The following is a 19136-nucleotide window of genomic DNA, read 5'->3' as shown; positions in this document are numbered from 1 at the left end:
TAAAAATAGTAGCGCCCTACAAAAGTTCGCTACTATTGTATTTCATGCTTACCTATCAGTTTTAGTGGGTTAATTAGCCCTTCCAAGTTTTGACTTCGGCGATAAAAAAAACTTGGAAGGTGTTATTTACAAAATCTGGTTAAATTCCAAGCGCTCACCGTCAGGGCCCGTGATATTGAAGTATTTACAGCCTTTGTGCCAAAAAGCAAGAAAAACGGGGGATTCTTCGATGATGTTAAAGCCTTCTTTTTTCAAAAGCTCAAATGTCGCATCAATGTCCTCGACATCAAACGCTACGTGGTCGATGTGACCGTCTCGGCGGGCACGAATCTCATCTAAGGCAACGTCGGGCATCTGATAAATCTCAATGATGATGTCTCCTTGTTTCATCATGGCCACTTTCCCCTCCCCTCCTTCGTGCTGAAAAGTAGAAGACATCACATTGGTAAAACCTAAACGGTTATAAAAAGCTTCTGAGCGTACCAAGTCTGCTACGGGTATTCCAAGGTGTTGAATACGGCTTAAATTGAGATTCATGAGTGCTAGTGAGTTAGAAGTAAAACGAACGGGCTGTTTGCTCACACCTTCAAACAGCCCATCGTTTATCGTTCATCATAGGTTTATTGTGCAACAAAGGTAAGGGCACTTTACAGCACAATTTTATTCTTGCCAGTTTGATTTTATTAAATTTATAACAAATAATTGAAATATATTTGGAACAATTTAGCACAATTTTTCTAAAATGAACATCAATAAAAACCTCTGCGAAAAACTGTATTTGGAAGTAAAAGCCAAGCTTCAGAACGAGTTTGTAAAGCGAGGTATGACCTATCGTGGCTCTGAAACTTCCATTTGGAAATTAATCAACCCAAGCACCGACAAAACCTATTTTCAAACAATTTTGGAGGAACATACGCAGTTATCGTTTTCTACCACTTTCAATACCATGTATCTGTGGCGAAAAAGAAACGAGGTACAAAGTCGCGAAGTAGTTAATTTTCAGGAAGATTACTTAGAATTGTTTACCAAATTCCTGGGGTATCCCAACCCACAATCATACATAAGCGAGTTTTCACTGACGTTGCACAACTATTTTGGCATCAAAAACGAGGGAAAAATTGTGGTCGTTCAACCCATTTTTGACGCTAATAAAGACGTACCACCGCCCGATATGCAAGGAAAATTTCCGCGTGCCAACGAGCAAACCGTCGATTCGCGAGACACGGAATGTTTGCTGGAGCTAATTCAATTGTTTCACAGCTACCATCAAATTCTTCCACAGCGCGTTTATGACCAAGAATTAATTACCCACAAAAGCGATAGTTACGGCTTTAACGAAACAGTTTTAAACCTAAATAAAACAAATTGTATCTTCTCAATTGGCTTCTATTCTAATTATTTTTTTCGCTGGGTATTGGCAAACTACGCCTATCATTACCTCGAATTTGACGATAAAAACATTCGATTTCGGGTGAAATATTTTCATCCCACTTTAGAACAGACCGTTTGGAGTGATTTTTACCAAGGAAGTGACAATTTTGATGTGGGTTTTATTTGCAAACTCCCCATACAGTTTGGAATGAGTACCGTTCCTTGTTATTTCTTCTGTGGACTCGAAAATAAAGCAACCCTTGCCATGACGATGTATCTGTGCCGAAGTTGGAAAAACCTCTCACAAAAACACGATACTGAGCGCGACTTACCAATTGGAGATACAGCATTTGTGATGGTGATGCGCGTCAATAGGAGTAATTTGAAGGAAATTTATTGCGAAAAAGTAGTGGTATTGGACTTTGAATAAAAGTTATTCGTAATAATATACCCGAAGATAGGCCATGTCTCGCAAGAAATCGAGTTTTTCTACCTCTACTCGAATGATTCGTAGGCCCGTTCGCTCTTGCAAATCTTCAATCAGCGCTTGACGGTGACACTTGGCCGTCAACGAGATTTTATCGTACATAATCTCTTTCGTCGATTGGCGACGGTACAAGAAATTGCTTTCCAGAATAAACGTTAACAACAACAATAGCGTCGTTATGATGGCCGTAATACCTGCTGAATTGGTCGAAATACCGTGAATTAGCCCTAAAGCAATTACCAAAAACAGGTACGTCATATTCCGAGTCGAAATACCCTCCGTTCGATACCTTAGCATCGAAAACACCGCAAACAACCCAAAAGCCGCCCCCATCGATACCTCCACCTTGTTCAGCAAATACGTAACCGAAAAGATAATAAGGTTGAAAATGAGAAAAGTAAAGACAAACTCAGTGTTGCGATAGATTGGAAAATAAATCAAACGTAGCAAAATGGCCATGCTCATCAAATCAAGGCCAAGTTGAAAAAACAGTTCGTATGGTAAATCGTTCGACATAATGAGTTAGGTATCCGTGGTGTTTCAATATTCGTTTAATCGATGGATTTTTGAGTACATGGGTTTAAAAAGATTTGCCTTTATGCCTGGTTCAACGCTCATCAAACCCAAGCAATATTTGCTCAATCCCCCTTCCCTAATGCCCAAATCCCTCATCAACAGGGTAAAAGGACTTTGAAAATACGTACGCTGCTTCGCTTCTGCCACCACAATATGCGGGTAAATTCCAGATTGGTCTTGCCAACGAAACCACATATTGAGGTCAAATGTCACGCGTTCAGGGCAAGTTTTATTCACCAGCGTAAATCGGTGATAATACACCCAAACCGTTGGTTCTAGGGTCATTGCTGAAAAATCGCCCGCTATATTATCCAAAAAATCTGTGCTGGTTGGGCACAAATCCAACGACAACTCTTCGATGGCTATCCGTTTTTTTATGGTTCGTCGCTTATTGTCCTTTAATTTCACTTCCAAAAACTGTGCGTCCGTGTCCACATATCGCCTAGCTCGCACTTTGTATCGATTGAGCTTGCCATGCAAATGCTGGTGGTAAAACAAGCGTTCGGGTGTGTCAAAATAAAGGGTATCGTAACGAAAAACCGTTTTGGAACTCATCCGCAAAACGTGGTAATAGGGTTGCAATTGTGTCAGTATATCGCCCAAATCATCTTTACGAAACATGTATTTAAAGTCGATACGGTTCATCAAACGCGTTGATTCCATATCGTTGAGCGAAATCTTAGAAAACGAATCAAGAAAACGTTCAATCATACATTTATCAGTGAATCAATCAGGTTGTGAGCAAACCTTCACACAATAGCCCAAAACACAATAAAACCAAAAAGGATACAATCAAAGACCGTACCCTTTTTGGTTTTTTCACTATATATTTTTTAAGAAAATTGCGTTTCCGCTAAGATTCAAGCGATTAGTTAATCACTTCTTCCTCTTTTTTCTTCACCGTAATCACGAGATTCTCGCTTCCGTCTTCGTGGTCGGCCAATAACGTATCTCCTTCGCGAAGATCGCCCTTGAGAATTTCTTCCGCCACGGGATCTTCAAGGTATTTTTGGATGGCACGATTGAGCGGACGCGCACCGTACTGTTGGTCATATCCTTTTTCTGACAAAAAGTCTTTTGCTTTTTCAGTCAACTCAACTTTATATCCCAAAGTAGTGATGCGATTGAAAAGTTTACCCAACGAGATGTCGATGATGCGGTGAATGTCTTCGCGCTGAAGCGTATTAAACACAATCACATCGTCCAAACGGTTCAAAAACTCTGGAGAAAATGCTTTTCTCAAGGCATTCTGAATCGTGGTTTTCATCATATCGTCTTGGTTTTCAGTTTTTGCTTTGGTAGCAAATCCGATACCTGAGCCGAAGTCTTTCAAATCACGTACCCCAATGTTTGATGTCATAATAATAATCGTATTGCGGAAATCCACACGACGACCCAAACCGTCTGTCAAAATACCATCGTCAAGTACTTGAAGCAAAAGGTTAAATACATCGGGGTGCGCTTTTTCGATTTCGTCCAACAACACTACACTGTAAGGCTTACGGCGAATTTTCTCCGTCAACTGTCCACCTTCTTCGTACCCAACGTAGCCTGGAGGCGCTCCGATGAGGCGAGACACGCTGAATTTCTCCATGTATTCGCTCATATCAATGCGCACCAACGAATCGTCTTTGTCAAAAAGATAGGTCGAAAGTACTTTGGCTAATTCTGTTTTTCCTACCCCTGTTGGACCAAGGAAAATAAACGAACCAATTGGCTTTTTCGGGTCTTTCAAACCTACACGAGTCCGCTGAATGGCCTTCGTCAATTTTTCAATTGGGTTATTTTGGCCAATGACTTTCGCTTTGAGTTCGTCGGCCATTCCCAACAACTTTTGGCCTTCGTTTTGAGCAACGCGGTTTACGGGAATACCCGTCATCATCGCTACTACTTCCGCTACGTTATCGTCTGTCACGGTATAACGACGCTTTTTGGTTTCCTCTTCCCAGGCAATTTTAGCGCGGTCGAGTTGGTCAAGAAGCTTCTTCTCGCGGTCGCGGAGTTGCGCAGCTTCTTCGTATTTCTGACTTTTCACGACGAGTTTTTTTTGTTTCTTCACCTCCTCGATTTGTTGTTCCAACACCACAATGTCTTCTGGCACGGTGATATTGCTGATGTGTACGCGTGCACCTACCTCGTCCAATACGTCGATGGCTTTATCGGGCAAGAAACGGTCGGTAATATAACGTTCCGACAATTTCACCGCTTGTGCTATGGCCTCGTCGGTATAGTTTACGTGGTGGTGGTCTTCGTACTTATCTTTGATATTATTGAGGATTTCAATCGTTTCCTCTACGCTTGGCGCGTCCACCATTACAATTTGAAAACGACGGGCCAAGGCTCCATCTTTCTCAATGTACTGACGGTATTCGTCGAGCGTGGTGGCACCAATACATTGGATGTCGCCCCGTGCTAACGCTGGTTTGAACATATTGGAGGCATCCAACGAACCTGATGCTCCCCCTGCCCCTACAATGGTATGTAGCTCGTCGATGAACAAAATCACTTCGGGTGATTTTTCCAATTCGTTCATCACAGCTTTCATACGCTCTTCAAATTGGCCACGGTATTTGGTACCTGCCACAAGCGAAGCAAGGTCAAGCGTCACAACGCGTTTGCCAAACAGCACACGCGATACTTTCTTTTGTACAATTCTAAGTGCCAAACCTTCGGCAATCGCCGTTTTACCAACACCAGGTTCTCCAATGAGGACTGGGTTATTTTTCTTACGGCGGCTAAGTACTTGGGCTACACGTTCGATTTCTTTTTCACGACCTACAATCGGGTCTAACTTACCCAATTCGGCCATCTTCGTAAGGTCACGGCCGAAATTGTCTAATACTGGTGTACGCGACTTTTCGGCACTTTTGGGGTCTTTTCCTTGCTGCGAACCGCCGCTGAACATGCTCCGTTCATCGTCGTCCTCAGTATCGGGACCCGCGTGGGGTTTGGTGCCTGATGATTGATACTCTAACATTTCCTTAACGATTTCGTAGTTAACATTAAACTTGGCTAAAATCTGCGAGGCCAAATTATCTGGGTCACGCAGAATGGACAGGAGTAGGTGCTCCGTGCCAATGAGTGGGCTTTTAAAAATTTTTGCTTCTAAGTAGGTTATTTTCAACACCTTCTCCGACTGGCGGGTCAAAGGAATGTTGGCCAAGTTTTTGATATTGTTGGTCGCGGTTCCTTTGGTAACTTGCTCAATTGTCACGCGCAATTCGTCCAACGAAACGCCCAGTTTTTTTAACAGGGCCAATGCCACGCCCTCACCCTCTCTGATCATCCCCAAAACGAGATGCTCTGTACCGATATAATCATGTCCCAAACGGAGGGCTTCCTCACGGCTGAATCCGATGACTTCTTTTACGCGATTTGAAAATTTTGCTTCCATTCGTTGGAGTTAAGCTGTTGTGAAACGTAAGGTAGGTTAGTTTTTTTAGAAAAAAAAACGTAATCGACGACGTAATTCATTAAATTCCCCTTTTTTTCTTTTGTTTCCTCCTTTTTTTAACAGAAAATAGGTGTTCAAATTATATACAAAAATAGTGTGTTTTTCATTCCACTTTTACCGACTGTTTCAGCAAACGCGTTGCATCTGCTCCTTGGCACATCAGCAAGTCAAGAATACTCAAATTAGGAACAAACTCAGTTCCGAAATTTTGTTGATAAACAACGGGTTTACTGAAAATGTTGTGCCCCGATAGATTTTTGGGGGAAATCTGTGACAGTGCGTCAAAATGCCCCTCGGGAAGGCTCGTTTCAAACACCTCCGTCAGCCGTATTGTCGGTTTTTGCCGCAGTAATTTCAGACAGATTGTCAGCAACTCCCAATTGAGGTCAAACAAAAATGTTGGCTTTTTGAGATACACCCGTTCAAAATCACTTCCAAAATACTCAAAATAGGGTGCTTTCCCATAAGCCGCCACAATGGCCCCCCAATGCCTCCGTACCCAACCTTGTGAATAATCAATTTTCACTTCACGAATCGGCATTTTGGGCGCTGAATGAATTACGGGAACAATGAGTGTATCAACGCCGTTAGCGGCCAAAATATGGCACCGATTTCGGTAAGTTTGCTTCACAAAATGCTCCTGAGCTTCAAGTGACACCTCACCGTATTTCAATAAACAGGCAAAATAATCGAGACTCGGTAAATATTGTAACTCTATTCGTACTGACAATGCTTTTTACTTAAATAAGTGTGATTTCGTAAGTAAAGCAATTTGAGTCATATTATCAAAAAAATCACAAAAAAATTTACAAAAAGCCCCTGAATGAGCATAGTAAGTAAGGAAAGTACAAATTTTCTGTATTTGATTACGCAGTAAAGCTTTTTACATTTGCAATCATTAAACAAGTTTCCACCTTATATTATTGGCCATGAGATTTTTGAGTTGGATAGGGTATTTGCCTCTGTCGGTGCTGTATCTATTGTCAGATTTTGTGTATTTTCTGCTTTATTACGTTGTCGGTTACCGCAAAAAACTTGTTTTCAAGCATCTTCAACACGCATTTCCTGAAAAATCACCAAAGGAAACCAAGCAAATTGCCCGAAAATTTTACCAACATTTAGCCGATATTTTCGTAGAAACGCTCAAACTTCCTCACCTTTCCGTTGCCGAAATTCAACAGCGGGTAGAAGTTCAAAACATTGAGCTATTACAAGGTTTTATTGCTAAAAATCAGCCTTTTTTATCGTTTGGAGCGCACACGGCCAACTGGGAATGGGTTCCCGCAAGTTTGACAACGCGCGGAATTCCTGTAGATGCCGTTTATAAAACGTTGACCAATGAAAAATCTGATAAATTTATGCAGTCTTTACGCGCCTCGTTTGGAGTTCACCTGATTCCGATGCCACGGTTGATGCGCGAAATTGTTACCAGAAAACACCTACCAAGGCTCATTGGGCTTGTAGCGGACCAATCGCCCCACTCTCCTGAACACGCGCATTGGTTTTCTTTTTTGCATCAAGATACCGCTTTTTTCCCTGGAACAGAAAAAATAGCACGAGCGACCGAAATGCCAATCGTTTTTGCGGATATTTATCGAAAACGGCGCGGCTATTATGCGGTTTCTTTTCAACTTATTGGCCTGCCGCCCTATCAGTCGCTTTCGGATGGGAGAATTACGGAAATGTATAAGAGTAAATTAGAAGAAAGTATTCGCCAACATCCGTCGGATTGGCTCTGGTCGCACAATCGCTGGAAACACAAACGAAAATAAAAAATCCCTTCCAAGTTTACGTATTCGTTGAAATCGAAACTTGGAAGGGATACCGTGAAAAGGGTTGCTCACAACCCGCGTAAAACAACCCTTCCAAGTTTTTATTCGCAGAAATCGAAACTTGGAAGGGATACCGTGAAAAGGGTTGCTCACAACCCGCGTAAAAAACCCCTTCCAAGTTTTTATTCGCAGAAATCGAAACTTGGAAGGGGTATGAATTAAAGCATTCCGAAATTATTCAAGTAATCCGTTACCGAATTGCGAATCACTTGATGCGCTTCTTCCCGACCATATACATTGGCAATTTCGCAGGTCATTGGTTCGCCTGGCAAGTTTTTGTAGGTCAGGAAGTAGTGTTGAAGGCGGTTAACTACGCTACGAGGAAGCTCGCTAATGTCACGGTATTTGCTGTAGAGCAAATCATCTTTCAACACCGCAATGATTTTATCGTCGGCTTCACCTTTATCAATCAAACGCAAGCCACCAATAGGAATCGCTTGACAAATAATATCTCCGTGAGGGATGTTGCTTTCGCTCAACACACAAATATCCAACGGGTCTCCGTCGCCTTCTTTGATGTCATTACGTCCCGACTGCTGGCGTGCATATTCAGCAATGGTATCGCCGCAGTAGGTTTTTGGAACAAAACCATAGAGGGCAGGAACAATGTTAGAATATTTTTGCGGGCGGTCAATTTTCAGATAACCCGTTGTTTTGTCGATTTCGTACTTAACCGTATCCGTAGGTACAATTTCAATAAAGGCCGTTAAAGTTTCTGGGGCATTTTCACCGATGGGAATACCATGCCAAGGGTGAGACTTATAAACGCTTTTCAAGTTTATTATTATTTTTGGTTAGTGACGATTCACTCATTATCAATGGCAAATGTAATCAACCCTTAGCAATGGTTTTGAGTTTTTAATAAAAATGTAGATTTTGCAACATAGAATCACCGAAAAACCACTTTTCATCAAACCTACGAACCAATCCAATGTCTGAAATCAAAGTACCAACCATGGCCGAAATGGCCGCTAGCGGAGAAACCCCCGAAGTACTTTTCTGGGTAGGCTGTGCGGGGTCATTTGATGACCGCTACAAAAAAGTGACGGTCGCATTTGTCAAAATTTTAAATGCCGTTGGGGTAAAATTTGCCGTCTTGGGTACCGAAGAAGGCTGCACAGGCGACCCCGCAAGGCGAGCTGGCAATGAATTTACGTTTCAGATGCAAGCCATGGCCAATATTCAAGTACTTGATATGTATGGCGTAAAAAAAATTGTGACGGCTTGTCCGCACTGTTTTAATACCCTCAAAAACGAATATCCTGCCATCGGTGGAAACTACGAAGTCATTCACCATTCGGAGTTTTTGCAGCAACTTATCAACGCGGGCAAAATAAAACTTGAAGGTGGAGGTACGTTCAAAGGTAAAAAAATCACGTTCCACGATTCTTGTTATTTGGGTCGCGCCAACGACATCTACGAAGCTCCACGCGCAGTTATTGAAGCCCTTGATGCCGATTTAGTGGAAATGAAACGTGCGAAAGTAAAAGGACTTTGTTGCGGAGCAGGCGGTGCCCAAATGTTTAAAGAACCCGAAAAAGGCAAAAAAGACATCAACATTGAGCGCATCGAAGAAGCCCTTGCCACGGGTGCCGAAACCATCGCGGTGGGTTGCCCCTTCTGCATGGTAATGATGACCGACGGCGTCAAAAACAAAGAAAAAGAAGAGTCGGTAAAGGTTTTCGATTTGGCGGAATTGGTGGCACAGTCGATGTAATGCTCGTCAAAGAGGAACTCAAAAAACCACAAAAAACGTTATTTTGATTGTCGAAGGGAGAGTGCAGATTGTCGAATGAAACCAATAATTCGACAATCTACATTTTACACTCTACAAGCAAAACTTACACATAAACGCCAATTGTCATGTACATACCATTTCACGATATTGCTTTTGAAGCCCGCGTCTGGATTTATCAGGCCAATCGAAACCTGACTGACGATGAAGTAGGGACACTTACCGAAACCCTCAAAGCCGCTTTGGAAGGCTGGGAAGCCCACGGCGAAGCCCTTACGGCTTCAGGAAAAATATTCCACCATCGGTTTGTGGTGATTGCGGTGGATGAAAGTGAAACATTGCCGAGTGGTTGCTCTATCGACAAGTCAACGCGCTGGCTGCAAGAAATTGGACCTCGTTTAAATGTCGATTTTTTTGATCGCTCTTTGGCTTACCTTGATGCACAAGGAAATATTCAAACCGTTCCTGTCTCCGACATCAAAAATGCCGTTTTAAACGAAGAAATCGAACCCAATACAACTGTGTTTGACAATACCGTAGCGACCAAAGCCCAATGGATGAGCCGCTGGAAAACCCGCGCCGACCATACGTGGCTCAAACGCTATTTTAAGGAGCAAACGGCGTAAGAATAGGTCTTACTTACACTCTTAAATCCCCTTCTTACAGAGGGGATTTTTTTGTTATCTACTTTTTGCAATTTCTATCTAAAAGCATCAAAATTTTTGCCAAAAAGAACAGCTTAATGGCGTGAAATAACCAATTATTAACAACTTTTTAAGGTTTTTTTGCTTATTTTGAAGGTTCATAAAATTTCAAAATTCGTATGATTACTCTCATTATTGCCGTATTTGTCATCGGCTACATTTTTATCACCATTGAGCATAGTATTCACATCAACAAAACGGCAACCGCCCTCCTCACTGGTGTGTTCTGTTGGGCTTTGTATGCGTTTGGCTCGGTGGATTCACATCAGGTTGGGGAAGAGTTATCACACCATTTGGCAAACATTGCGGAGATTGCGTTTTTCCTACTTGGCGCCATGACCATTGTCGAACTCATTGATGCCCATCAAGGCTTTGGAGTCATCACAGAACGCATTCATACCAAAGACACCCGCACACTCCTTTGGATTATCAGCATTCTTACTTTTTTTCTTTCGGCCGTACTCGACAACCTCACTACGGCTATTGTAATGGTATCATTGTTGCGAAAAATCATTCGTGATACCGATATGCGTCGCTTTTTTGCAGGAATTGTCATCATTGCTGCCAACGCAGGCGGAGCATGGTCACCGTTGGGCGACGTAACAACAACCATGCTTTGGATTGGCGGACAAGTATCAGCCGTCAATATCATGAAAATGTTGATTATCCCGAGCTTAGTTTCTTTGATTGTTCCACTAGTTTATCTTTCATTCCGTCTAAAAGGCTCATTGGAACCACCCAAACCAAGAAAAAAAGATACAGATGAAACCATTACTACTTTTGAACGAAATACCATGTTTTTTACAGGTATAGGTATGTTGCTTTTTGTACCTATTTTTAAAACAGTCACTCATTTGCCGCCTTATATGGGCGTTTTACTTGCGCTCGGAACGGTATGGGTTGTTTCCGAAGTTCTTCACTCCAAAAAAGACGAAGAAGACCGCAAACCTTTTACCGCAGCACACGCATTGAGCAAAATTGATACCAGTAGTATTTTGTTTTTTATGGGAATATTATTGGCCATCGGCGTGCTTGAAGTGACGCACACGCTTTCTGGTTTAGCTGCCTGGATGAACGATACCATCGGAAATTCGGATGCCATTGTATTTATTATTGGGATTGCCTCCGCCGTCATCGACAATGTACCATTAGTAGCTGCTTCTATGGGTATGTACGATTTGGCTACGTACCCTCAAGACCACCGCATTTGGGAGTTTTTGGCTTACTGTGCTGGTACAGGTGGTAGTATGCTAATTATTGGTTCAGCAGCTGGGGTAGCAGTAATGGGTATGGAAAATATCAGTTTCTTCTGGTATCTCAAACGCATCAGTCTTTTAGCACTTCTTGGCTACGTTGCGGGAGCACTGGTCTTTATTATGATGTAATTCATTGACTTTAAAATCAAAAACGGCCACAAGGAACAAGTCCAAGTGGCCGTTTTTGTATCCACTAGCCTCCAACTATTTTGTAGTATAGTTTGGTGCTTCCTTCGCAATGTGAATATCGTGCGGATGGCTTTCTTTCATCCCCGCCGCGCTGATACGAACAAATTTCGCTTTTTGCAGGGTTTGAATATCAGCCGCACCGCAGTAGCCCATTCCAGCTTTCAAACCACCTACCAATTGGTAAATGATTTCGGCTACTTTTCCTTTGTACGGAACGCGGCCTACGATTCCTTCGGGCACAAGTTTCTTGATGTCGTCTTCTGCATCTTGGAAATAACGGTCTTTCGAACCATCTTCCATCGCTTCAACCGAGCCCATACCACGGTATGATTTAAAGCGACGTCCTTCGTAAAGAATTTCTTCGCCTGGTGCTTCTTCCGTCCCTGCTAACAACGAACCAATCATTACGGTGTTTGCACCCGCAGCAATTGCTTTTACAATATCACCCGAATAGCGAATACCACCGTCGGCAATCACTGGAACTCCTGTGCCTTCAATGGCTTTGGCGGCTTCGTAAACCGCCGTCAACTGTGGCATCCCGATTCCCGCAATGATACGCGTCGTACAGATACTTCCAGGGCCAACGCCTACTTTTACCCCATCAGCACCCGCTGCGGCCAATGCCTGAGCAGCTTCGCCAGTCGCAATATTTCCAACCAATACATCCAAATTAGGGAATTGGCTTTTCACCCCTTTCAATGCTTCAATTACCCCTAATGAATGTCCGTGAGCAGTGTCGATACTTACCACGTCCACACCCGCTTTAAGGAGTGCTTCAACGCGACGAATCAAATCGGGCGTCACACCTACTGCCGCTCCAACCCGAAGGCGTCCAAGACTGTCTTTGCAGGCATTGGGGCGGTCTTTACGTTTAATAATGTCACGATACGTAACCAAACCTACCAATTTATGGTGTTTGTCAACGATAGGCAATTTTTCAATCTTAAACTCCTGCAAAATACTTTCGGCTTCTTCGAGCGTGATACCTTCGTTAGCAGTGATCAGGTTATCTTTGGTCATAACGCCAACCACGCCTTTGGTTAAATCTTTTTGGAAACGTAAATCGCGGTTGGTGATAATACCAATCAATTTACTGCTTTTATCAACCACAGGAATCCCTCCGATTTTGAACTCAGACATAATGCGATGTGCGTCACGCAGCGTAGCGTCTTCGTCTAACGTAATAGGGTCAACAATCATCCCACTTTCGGAGCGTTTTACTTTACGTACTTGCGCAGCTTGGGCTTCAACAGTCATGTTTTTATGGATAATCCCGATTCCTCCCTCTTGCGCCATGGCAATGGCCAATTGGTATTCAGTAACGGTATCCATAGCAGCAGATAACAGAGGAACATTCAATCGAATATTTCGAGTGAGTTGTGTTTGCGTGGTTGTGTCACGCGGGAGCACTTCGGAGTAAGCAGGGACGAGCAGAACGTCGTCGTACGTGAGGGCCTCGTAGAGGAATTTGGATGTGTCTGAGAGCATAGCAAATAAACGATTCCTTATTTGCCGCGTAAAATTAGTATAAATATCGGTGAATTGAAAATCTATACCAGAATTAACAGAAAATTAATTCGGCTGCCAAATGTTTATCACGCCTCAGCGAGCGATATTTATTTCAATTACAAGTACGTAATTCCGCCACAAAAGTCGTGGTAGCAGCCGTTGAAAAACCTGGATTTAGGGTAATCGATTGTGTTGTGTGGTACTTCGTAGTCCCTTCAAGAAGCAGGGCAGCGCTTTCAATTTTCTTGGTTGCGACGTACGTATCTGCTGCCAAATTTCCCGTGGCATGGGTCAAATTTTCTTGGCATACAGGCGGAGTAGGGACTTGCACTCCCTCACGATTTTTCACTACAATAGTGCCTAAATCATTAGGAAGGCACTTTATTTTATCTGTATCTATGGTAAGGCTAAACAAATATTCGACGTGGATAGTCGGCAAACAAGTCAATTGATTAGAAGAAAGATTCAACAATATTCCTACCCTAGGCAAATTGGTTAAAAAAGAGATTTGGTTATTACTACAGTCCAATTCTCTTATGGTATCGGGCAACCGAGACAATGATTTTAATTGATTATTAGCGCATTTCAGCGTAAACAATTGAGATAGTTTAGGTAACTGTTTCAGTTGGTTATTATTGCAGGTTAAAAATCTTAAATAGGGAATATAATCCATTTGAGGCAAGTGTGTAATTTGATTTCTACTACAGTCAATCAAATCTAGTGTAGCAGGAAGATTTTCAGGCAATGCCTTTAACTTGTTATTACCACATATTAAACGTATTAATGAAGTAGGCAAAGGTGGTATGGTTTCTAGTTCATTTGCTGAACACCAAAGTATTTGCAGCGATTCAGGAAGCTTTGGGAGTTGCGTAATTTTATTGCTGCTACAAAATAGCCATTCTAATGTAGTTGGCAATTCAGGTAGGCTAGTTAATTGATTTGCGTTGCAAATTAATTGTTCCAATCCAGCAAATCCCTCTAGCCCAGCCAAACTGCGAATATTTTTCTCTGAAACATTTAAAATTTTCAAATTTGCCGCAGCTGGCAAAAGTTTATTTGTGCTATCAATACAATCTGGGCAAGTAGTACGTATTGCTTGGGCGAAATTGGAGTCTGGGACTATTTGTGCTTCGCTTTTTGAAACAGGCATAAATAGTCCCAGAAAAAGGAGGAATACAAAATGTAATCTCATAACGTTCAATTTGTTACACCATTCCCCAAAGTTTAGACTTCTCTACTTACACGTACGTACCTCTACCAAGAATGTAGTCGCATTGGAAGCAACAAAGCCTGGATTTAAAGTGATGGATTGGGTAGCAAAATAATTTGTTTTACCCGACGAAAGCGTCGCTGTACTTTCTATTTTTTCTTTTGCTACATACGAGTTTGCCGCTACTGATCCAATTGGATGATTAATGTTGGTTGGGCAAACTGGCGGAGTTGGAATAGGAATACTCAAAGCATTAAACACAATAATACTGGCAGGTATATTTGGTAAACAAGTAATCTTATCCGCGTCTATGTATAAATACATTGAGCCATTTTTCAACTCTGGCAGACAGGTGAGCAGGTTGTTTTGAATATTCAAAAAGTACAAACTTTCGGGCAAAGCTGGCAAACTTAACAAACGATTATTTTTAATATAAACGACTGACAATGACGCAGGAAAAGGCGGCAAATTAGATATTTGATTATTTTCAGCCACCAAAGTATTGAGACTTGTCGGCAATGTCGGAAGCGTCGTAAGTGCGTTAAATCCACAATCAATCTCTTTTAATCCCGAAGGCAATGCTGGCAAAGCCGTAAGTTGATTTTTTGCACAGTTCAGAACCTGCGTCAAACTAGCAGGCAATTGGGGTAATGATGTCAATAGGTTATCAGCACAATAAAATGTAGTCATAACCGATGGCAACGTTGGAATAGCGGTCAGTTTGTTATTTGAGCAACTCAAATATTCAATTGTCGATGGTAAACTTGGCAGTGATGTAAGTTCGTTTCCAGTGCAACTCAAGTAACGCAAACTTGTAGGAAGCGTTGGAAGAGATGTTAATTTGTTACGAGTCGCATCCAAATAAATCATGGAAGATGGCAGGGCAGGCAAAACTGCAACCTCATTGTTATTAAAGGCTAATTGAGTCATTGCGCCAGGAATCGCTGGAAGTGCTGTTAATTTATTAAACTTACAACTCAGCGTAACAAGCCCCGAAGGTAAAGTCGGTAAGCTCGTCAGGTTATTCAAATCACAATAGAGTGAAACTAATGTAGAAGGAAGGGGCGGCAAGGTAGTTAAGCTATTCGTAATACAAATCAAGGTTTCTAACGAAGTAAAGCCCTGAATTCCTTCTAAGTTTTTGATGCCTTTGCTGGATACATCCAGCCCTTTCATGTCTGCTGCGGGTGGCAACAATTTATTATCGCTGCCAATACACGTTGGACAAGCACTACGTATTGCATTTGCGAAATTGGTATCTGGAACTGCTATTTGTGCGTATGCACTAGCGCTCACCATCCAAAACAGAAGAAAAAGTTTACCAAAAGTTGGTCGAATTAATTTTTCTGAAAATGTAAAAAGCTGTTTCATAATTGTAAATAGAGTATCTGTGCCCCTCAAAATGCGATTGTACTGGCTAAGTTAATAGAAACCACGAAGAAAGCCTTCGTTTTTTTTCATTTTTAATTACACTTTCGGATTTCGGCTTGGCAAAACACCTTATTCTTCATCTGAAAATCAGGACATAACGTTATAAAAAAGTCTCTTTTTCTCTTACAGGAGTTTCGGGTTTTAACATTTTTGCCAACCAAAGCAAAAATCCCCGTACTTTTGCGGCTCTAAAATACAGAATAAGCCGTCAAGATTGCAAGAAAATGACTAAGAATTTCATCGAAGAATTGCGTTGGCGTGGGATGCTCCACGACATGATGCCTGGCACAGAAGAACAACTCCAAAAAGAAATTACCTCTGCCTATATTGGTTTTGACCCCACAGCGTCCTCTTTGCACATCGGAAATTTGGCAACCATTATGCTCCTGAAACACTTCCAGTTGTGTGGACATAAGCCATTTGCCCTCGTGGGAGGTGCTACTGGAATGGTAGGCGATCCTTCAGGAAAAGCTGCCGAACGCGCTTTCCTGTCAGAAGAAACGCTTCGCTACAATGAGTCTTGTATCAGAAAACAACTTGAAAAATTTTTGGATTTTGACTGCGGGGATAACTCAGCCCAAATCGTAAACAACTACGACTGGTTCAAGAACATTGGTTTCCTTGAGTTTTTGCGTGAAGCAGGGAAATACATCACAGTCAATTATATGTCGGCGAAAGACTCCGTGAAAAAACGCCTCGAAACAGGCATTTCTTTCACCGAATTTAGCTACCAACTACTCCAAGGATTTGATTTCTATTGGCTCTTTAAGCACCACGATGTTCGTTTACAAATGGGTGGTTCGGATCAATGGGGAAATATCACAACGGGGACAGAATTGATTCGTCGAAAAGAAAATAACAACGATGAAACCGCCGAGTACCGTGCTTTTGCACTGACAACTCCTTTGGTGACTAAATCGGACGGAACAAAATTTGGAAAAAGTGAAAGTGGAAACGTTTGGCTGGATTCTTCCAAAACTTCTCCTTTTCAGTTTTATCAGTTTTGGCTTAACTGCGCCGATGCCGACTGCTCACGTCTGCTGCGCGTATTCACGCTTTATACAAAAGATGAAATTGAGGCTTTTGAAGCCGAACACGCCCAAGCTCCCCACCTACGCGTTATGCAGAAAGCTTTGGCAAAGGACGTGACCATTCGAGTTCACTCATTATCAGAATATGAGATGGCAGTAGCTGCCTCTGAAGTTCTTTTTGGAAAAGGAACCCTTGAAACGCTTCAAAACATGGATATGCTGACATTTGAAGCGGTATTTGATGGAGTGCCGCAAAGTGTCATCAGCGCAACCGCATTGGCTGAGTGTACCAACGTCACTGATCTATTATCGGTAGTGACCAACAACGAAATCTACGCATCGAAGGGTGAGGCACGACGGGCGATCCAAGGAAACGCCGTAAGCATCAACAAAACCAAAGTCGCTGACCCCAATGCGCAGCCTGCATTTGAGTTGCTACAAAATAAATTTTTGTTGGTTTCTAAAGGCAAAAAAAATCATTTAATCGTGGTCGAATAAGCGCCTTTTTATTACCATTTTTTACCCCCCTACAAAGCCAAACATCCAAAAAGATGCTTGGCTTTGTCACTTTTTGGCATTCTTTACGTCCAATAAACTACCAAATATTCAGTAAAATATATACCAAAACACAATATGCTCATTACTAGCAACTTACACCATTGCCCTCTTCTACCAAAAGACATAATTTTCTTCCCCAAAAAAGATAAATCAGAAAATATATTTTAAAAATTAACCAAAAAAAAGAAGTTAAATGTAGTTTTGGCACGACTGTTGATAGAGGCTATTTCTGTAAACAGACGATAATCCAAAAAACATCGCATGGAACAAGCTTTATAACCCCACTCTATCATGCAGAAGTTAAGCCTAAACCAAACATTACAACAAAAGCTCTCGCCGCAGCAGATACAATTTATCAAGCTGCTTCAAATTCCGACGGCAGAACTAGAGAGCCGAATTGAGGAGGAGTTGGAGATTAATCCAGCATTGGAAGAGGGGTTAGAACAGGAGATGAACGATAAAGATGACATCTATGATGATTCATCTGACAGTGAATATGATGACGAATATTCGACCCGTGATGACATTAGTCTTGACGACTATCTCAACCATGAAGAATATGGCGGGTATAAAATGTACAGTGACGGAAATTTCCCTGAAGAGGACAGAGAAATGCCAATTGCTACTATCAATACTTTACAAGATGCACTACAGCAACAGTTTGGTTATTTGAAACTCAACGAACGCCAGTCGGTCATCGGCTTACAATTGTTGGGAAGCATCGAAAACGATGGCTATATCCGCCGTTCTATGCAAGCTGTTGTCAATGATTTGGCCCTGTCGCAAGGATTTTATACCTCGGTGGAGGAAGTGGAGGTTGTGTTGAAAAAAATCCAAACATTTGACCCTCCAGGCATTGGTTCCCGCAATTTGCAAGAATGTTTGTTGCTCCAGCTTGATCGTAAAAACGCTTCGGATAACTATGTCAACTATGCCATCAAAATCATTGAGGATTATTTTGATGAATTTTCAAAAAAGCATTTTGAAAAAATTCAAAAACGCCTCGGCATCAATGACGACCAAATGAAATGCGTCATTTCGCTCATCACAAAACTGAACCCAAAACCTGGCTCTGTAGAAGGTGAGGATGGATTAGCACAATATCTTTTGCCCGATTTTTGGATTCATAACAACAACGGCAAACTTGAAGTACACCTCAACTCAAAAAATGCACCAGAACTACGCATAAGTCGGTCGTTTGCCGAAATGCTGGATACCTACGACAAAAGCGACAAATCCAATCGGCATATCAAAGAGACGGTCACTTTTGTGAAGCAAAAACTCGATGCCGCAAAGTGGTTTATTGATGCCATCAAACAGCGCCAAAATACGCTTCAACGCACCATGAATGCCATTTTACAGTACCAATATGAGTTCTTTTTAGATGGCGACGAAACCCGCTTAAAACCCATGATTTTGAAGGACATTGCGCTGCGTATCGAAATGGATGTTTCGACGGTTTCGCGCGTGGCCAACAGCAAAGCCGTTCAAACGGAATTTGGGGTATATCCGTTGAAGTATTTCTTCTCAGAAGGAATTTCGACCGAATACGGCGAAGACGCAAGTAGCCGCGAAGTGAAGTCTATTCTGAAAGATTTGATTGACCACGAACCAAAAGGCAATCCGCTTTCGGACGACAAGCTAGAGAAACTACTTAACGATAAAGGCTATAACATTGCCCGTCGGACGGTGGCCAAATACCGCGAACAGCTCAACATACCTGTTGCACGATTACGCAAACAATTATAGTGACATCGTCTGTTATTCGTTACCTTTGTGATAATCAAAATAAA

The 19136-nt window shown here is 42.1% G+C and carries 16 protein-coding genes; 7 read left to right on the top strand and 9 right to left on the bottom strand.

All coding sequences use genetic code 11. From position 1 onward, the window contains the following. Positions 1–126: 126 nt before the first annotated feature. Positions 127–537 carry a VOC family protein gene (locus DTQ70_RS03530; RefSeq protein ID WP_122929528.1) on the bottom strand — a complete coding sequence of 137 codons (411 nt, stop codon included), beginning with the start codon at positions 535–537 and terminating at the stop codon, positions 127–129. Positions 538–742: 205 nt separating this feature from the next. Between DTQ70_RS03530 and DTQ70_RS03525 the strand changes: the two genes are divergently transcribed. Then, positions 743–1801: a hypothetical protein gene (locus tag DTQ70_RS03525; protein WP_122929527.1), complete on the top strand. Its 1059-nt coding sequence runs from the start codon at positions 743–745 to the stop codon at positions 1799–1801. Positions 1802–1804: 3 nt separating this feature from the next. Here DTQ70_RS03525 and DTQ70_RS03520 read toward each other — a convergent pair whose 3' ends face one another. The 4 genes from DTQ70_RS03520 to DTQ70_RS03505 form a co-directional block, all read right to left on the bottom strand. Then, a complete protein-coding gene (locus DTQ70_RS03520; RefSeq protein WP_037302407.1) occupies positions 1805–2374 on the bottom strand; it encodes a DUF4956 domain-containing protein in 570 nt (189 codons plus the stop codon). A 24-nt stretch (positions 2375–2398) separates the two neighbouring features. Then, on the bottom strand, positions 2399–3145 hold the full coding sequence (locus tag DTQ70_RS03515) for a polyphosphate polymerase domain-containing protein (protein WP_122929526.1): 747 nt from the start codon (positions 3143–3145) through the stop codon (positions 2399–2401). Positions 3146–3302: 157 nt separating this feature from the next. Next, positions 3303–5828: an ATP-dependent Clp protease ATP-binding subunit gene (locus tag DTQ70_RS03510; RefSeq protein ID WP_122929525.1), complete on the bottom strand. Its 2526-nt coding sequence runs from the start codon at positions 5826–5828 to the stop codon at positions 3303–3305. A gap of 163 nt (positions 5829–5991) precedes the next feature. Next, positions 5992–6618: a WbqC family protein gene (locus DTQ70_RS03505; RefSeq protein ID WP_122929524.1), complete on the bottom strand. Its 627-nt coding sequence runs from the start codon at positions 6616–6618 to the stop codon at positions 5992–5994. A gap of 199 nt (positions 6619–6817) precedes the next feature. Here DTQ70_RS03505 and DTQ70_RS03500 point away from each other — a divergent pair, with 199 nt between their 5' ends. Then, positions 6818–7660, top strand: coding sequence for a lysophospholipid acyltransferase family protein (locus DTQ70_RS03500; RefSeq protein ID WP_122934256.1), 843 nt, complete (start codon positions 6818–6820; stop codon positions 7658–7660). Positions 7661–7878: 218 nt separating this feature from the next. On the opposite strand, the gene DTQ70_RS03495 is transcribed toward DTQ70_RS03500, so the two are convergent. Beyond that, entirely contained in the window at positions 7879–8496 is a 618-nt protein-coding gene (locus tag DTQ70_RS03495) for an inorganic pyrophosphatase (protein ID WP_028527154.1), read from the bottom strand. 155 nt (positions 8497–8651) lie between these two features. On the opposite strand from DTQ70_RS03495, the gene DTQ70_RS03490 reads away from it, so the two are divergent. From DTQ70_RS03490 to nhaD, 3 genes are all read left to right on the top strand, one after another. Then, the gene (locus DTQ70_RS03490; RefSeq protein WP_122929523.1) at positions 8652–9437 is read left to right on the top strand and encodes a (Fe-S)-binding protein; all 786 of its coding nucleotides are present in this window, start codon (positions 8652–8654) and stop codon (positions 9435–9437) included. A 146-nt stretch (positions 9438–9583) separates the two neighbouring features. After that, positions 9584–10081 carry a hypothetical protein gene (locus DTQ70_RS03485; RefSeq protein ID WP_122929522.1) on the top strand — a complete coding sequence of 166 codons (498 nt, stop codon included), beginning with the start codon at positions 9584–9586 and terminating at the stop codon, positions 10079–10081. Positions 10082–10278: 197 nt separating this feature from the next. Continuing rightward, a complete protein-coding gene (gene nhaD / locus DTQ70_RS03480) occupies positions 10279–11544 on the top strand; it encodes a sodium:proton antiporter NhaD (RefSeq protein WP_122929521.1) in 1266 nt (421 codons plus the stop codon). Positions 11545–11619: 75 nt separating this feature from the next. Here nhaD and guaB read toward each other — a convergent pair whose 3' ends face one another. From guaB to DTQ70_RS03465, 3 genes are all read right to left on the bottom strand, one after another. Beyond that, positions 11620–13092: an IMP dehydrogenase gene (gene guaB / locus DTQ70_RS03475; RefSeq protein ID WP_122929520.1), complete on the bottom strand. Its 1473-nt coding sequence runs from the start codon at positions 13090–13092 to the stop codon at positions 11620–11622. 133 nt (positions 13093–13225) lie between these two features. After that, entirely contained in the window at positions 13226–14305 is a 1080-nt protein-coding gene (locus tag DTQ70_RS03470; RefSeq protein WP_164489841.1) for a 3-coathanger stack domain-containing protein, read from the bottom strand. 42 nt (positions 14306–14347) lie between these two features. After that, positions 14348–15694, bottom strand: coding sequence for a 3-coathanger stack domain-containing protein (locus DTQ70_RS03465; RefSeq protein WP_122929518.1), 1347 nt, complete (start codon positions 15692–15694; stop codon positions 14348–14350). Positions 15695–15978: 284 nt separating this feature from the next. Between DTQ70_RS03465 and tyrS the strand changes: the two genes are divergently transcribed. Both tyrS and rpoN read left to right on the top strand, forming a co-directional pair. Continuing rightward, on the top strand, positions 15979–17283 hold the full coding sequence (gene tyrS / locus DTQ70_RS03460; protein ID WP_122929517.1) for a tyrosine--tRNA ligase: 1305 nt from the start codon (positions 15979–15981) through the stop codon (positions 17281–17283). Between the two features lie 351 nt (positions 17284–17634). Further along, positions 17635–19092 carry an RNA polymerase factor sigma-54 gene (gene rpoN / locus DTQ70_RS03455; protein WP_122929516.1) on the top strand — a complete coding sequence of 486 codons (1458 nt, stop codon included), beginning with the start codon at positions 17635–17637 and terminating at the stop codon, positions 19090–19092. The last annotated feature ends 44 nt before the right edge of the window (positions 19093–19136 follow it).

The organism is Runella sp. SP2 (genome assembly GCF_003711225.1).
In the GTDB taxonomy this organism is placed as follows: domain Bacteria; phylum Bacteroidota; class Bacteroidia; order Cytophagales; family Spirosomataceae; genus Runella.
Note: the sequence above shows the minus strand (reverse complement) of the source record. Positions and strands in the feature narration are given on the sequence as shown.

Excerpts from the sequence above, each read along its gene's own strand:
- DTQ70_RS03515 (WP_122929526.1), bottom strand. The coding sequence starts at position 3,145 with ATGATTGAACGTTTTCTTGATTCGTTTTCTAAGATTTCGCTCAACGAT.
- DTQ70_RS03500 (WP_122934256.1), top strand. The coding sequence starts at position 6,818 with ATGAGATTTTTGAGTTGGATAGGGTATTTGCCTCTGTCGGTGCTGTAT.
- DTQ70_RS03485 (WP_122929522.1), top strand. The coding sequence starts at position 9,584 with ATGTACATACCATTTCACGATATTGCTTTTGAAGCCCGCGTCTGGATT.
- DTQ70_RS03520 (WP_037302407.1), bottom strand. The coding sequence starts at position 2,374 with ATGTCGAACGATTTACCATACGAACTGTTTTTTCAACTTGGCCTTGAT.
- DTQ70_RS03510 (WP_122929525.1), bottom strand. The coding sequence starts at position 5,828 with ATGGAAGCAAAATTTTCAAATCGCGTAAAAGAAGTCATCGGATTCAGC.
- tyrS (WP_122929517.1), top strand. The coding sequence starts at position 15,979 with ATGACTAAGAATTTCATCGAAGAATTGCGTTGGCGTGGGATGCTCCAC.
- DTQ70_RS03465 (WP_122929518.1), bottom strand. The coding sequence starts at position 15,694 with ATGAAACAGCTTTTTACATTTTCAGAAAAATTAATTCGACCAACTTTT.
- DTQ70_RS03490 (WP_122929523.1), top strand. The coding sequence starts at position 8,652 with ATGTCTGAAATCAAAGTACCAACCATGGCCGAAATGGCCGCTAGCGGA.
- DTQ70_RS03525 (WP_122929527.1), top strand. The coding sequence starts at position 743 with ATGAACATCAATAAAAACCTCTGCGAAAAACTGTATTTGGAAGTAAAA.
- DTQ70_RS03470 (WP_164489841.1), bottom strand. The coding sequence starts at position 14,305 with ATGAGATTACATTTTGTATTCCTCCTTTTTCTGGGACTATTTATGCCT.
- nhaD (WP_122929521.1), top strand. The coding sequence starts at position 10,279 with ATGATTACTCTCATTATTGCCGTATTTGTCATCGGCTACATTTTTATC.
- rpoN (WP_122929516.1), top strand. The coding sequence starts at position 17,635 with ATGCAGAAGTTAAGCCTAAACCAAACATTACAACAAAAGCTCTCGCCG.
- DTQ70_RS03530 (WP_122929528.1), bottom strand. The coding sequence starts at position 537 with ATGAATCTCAATTTAAGCCGTATTCAACACCTTGGAATACCCGTAGCA.
- guaB (WP_122929520.1), bottom strand. The coding sequence starts at position 13,092 with ATGCTCTCAGACACATCCAAATTCCTCTACGAGGCCCTCACGTACGAC.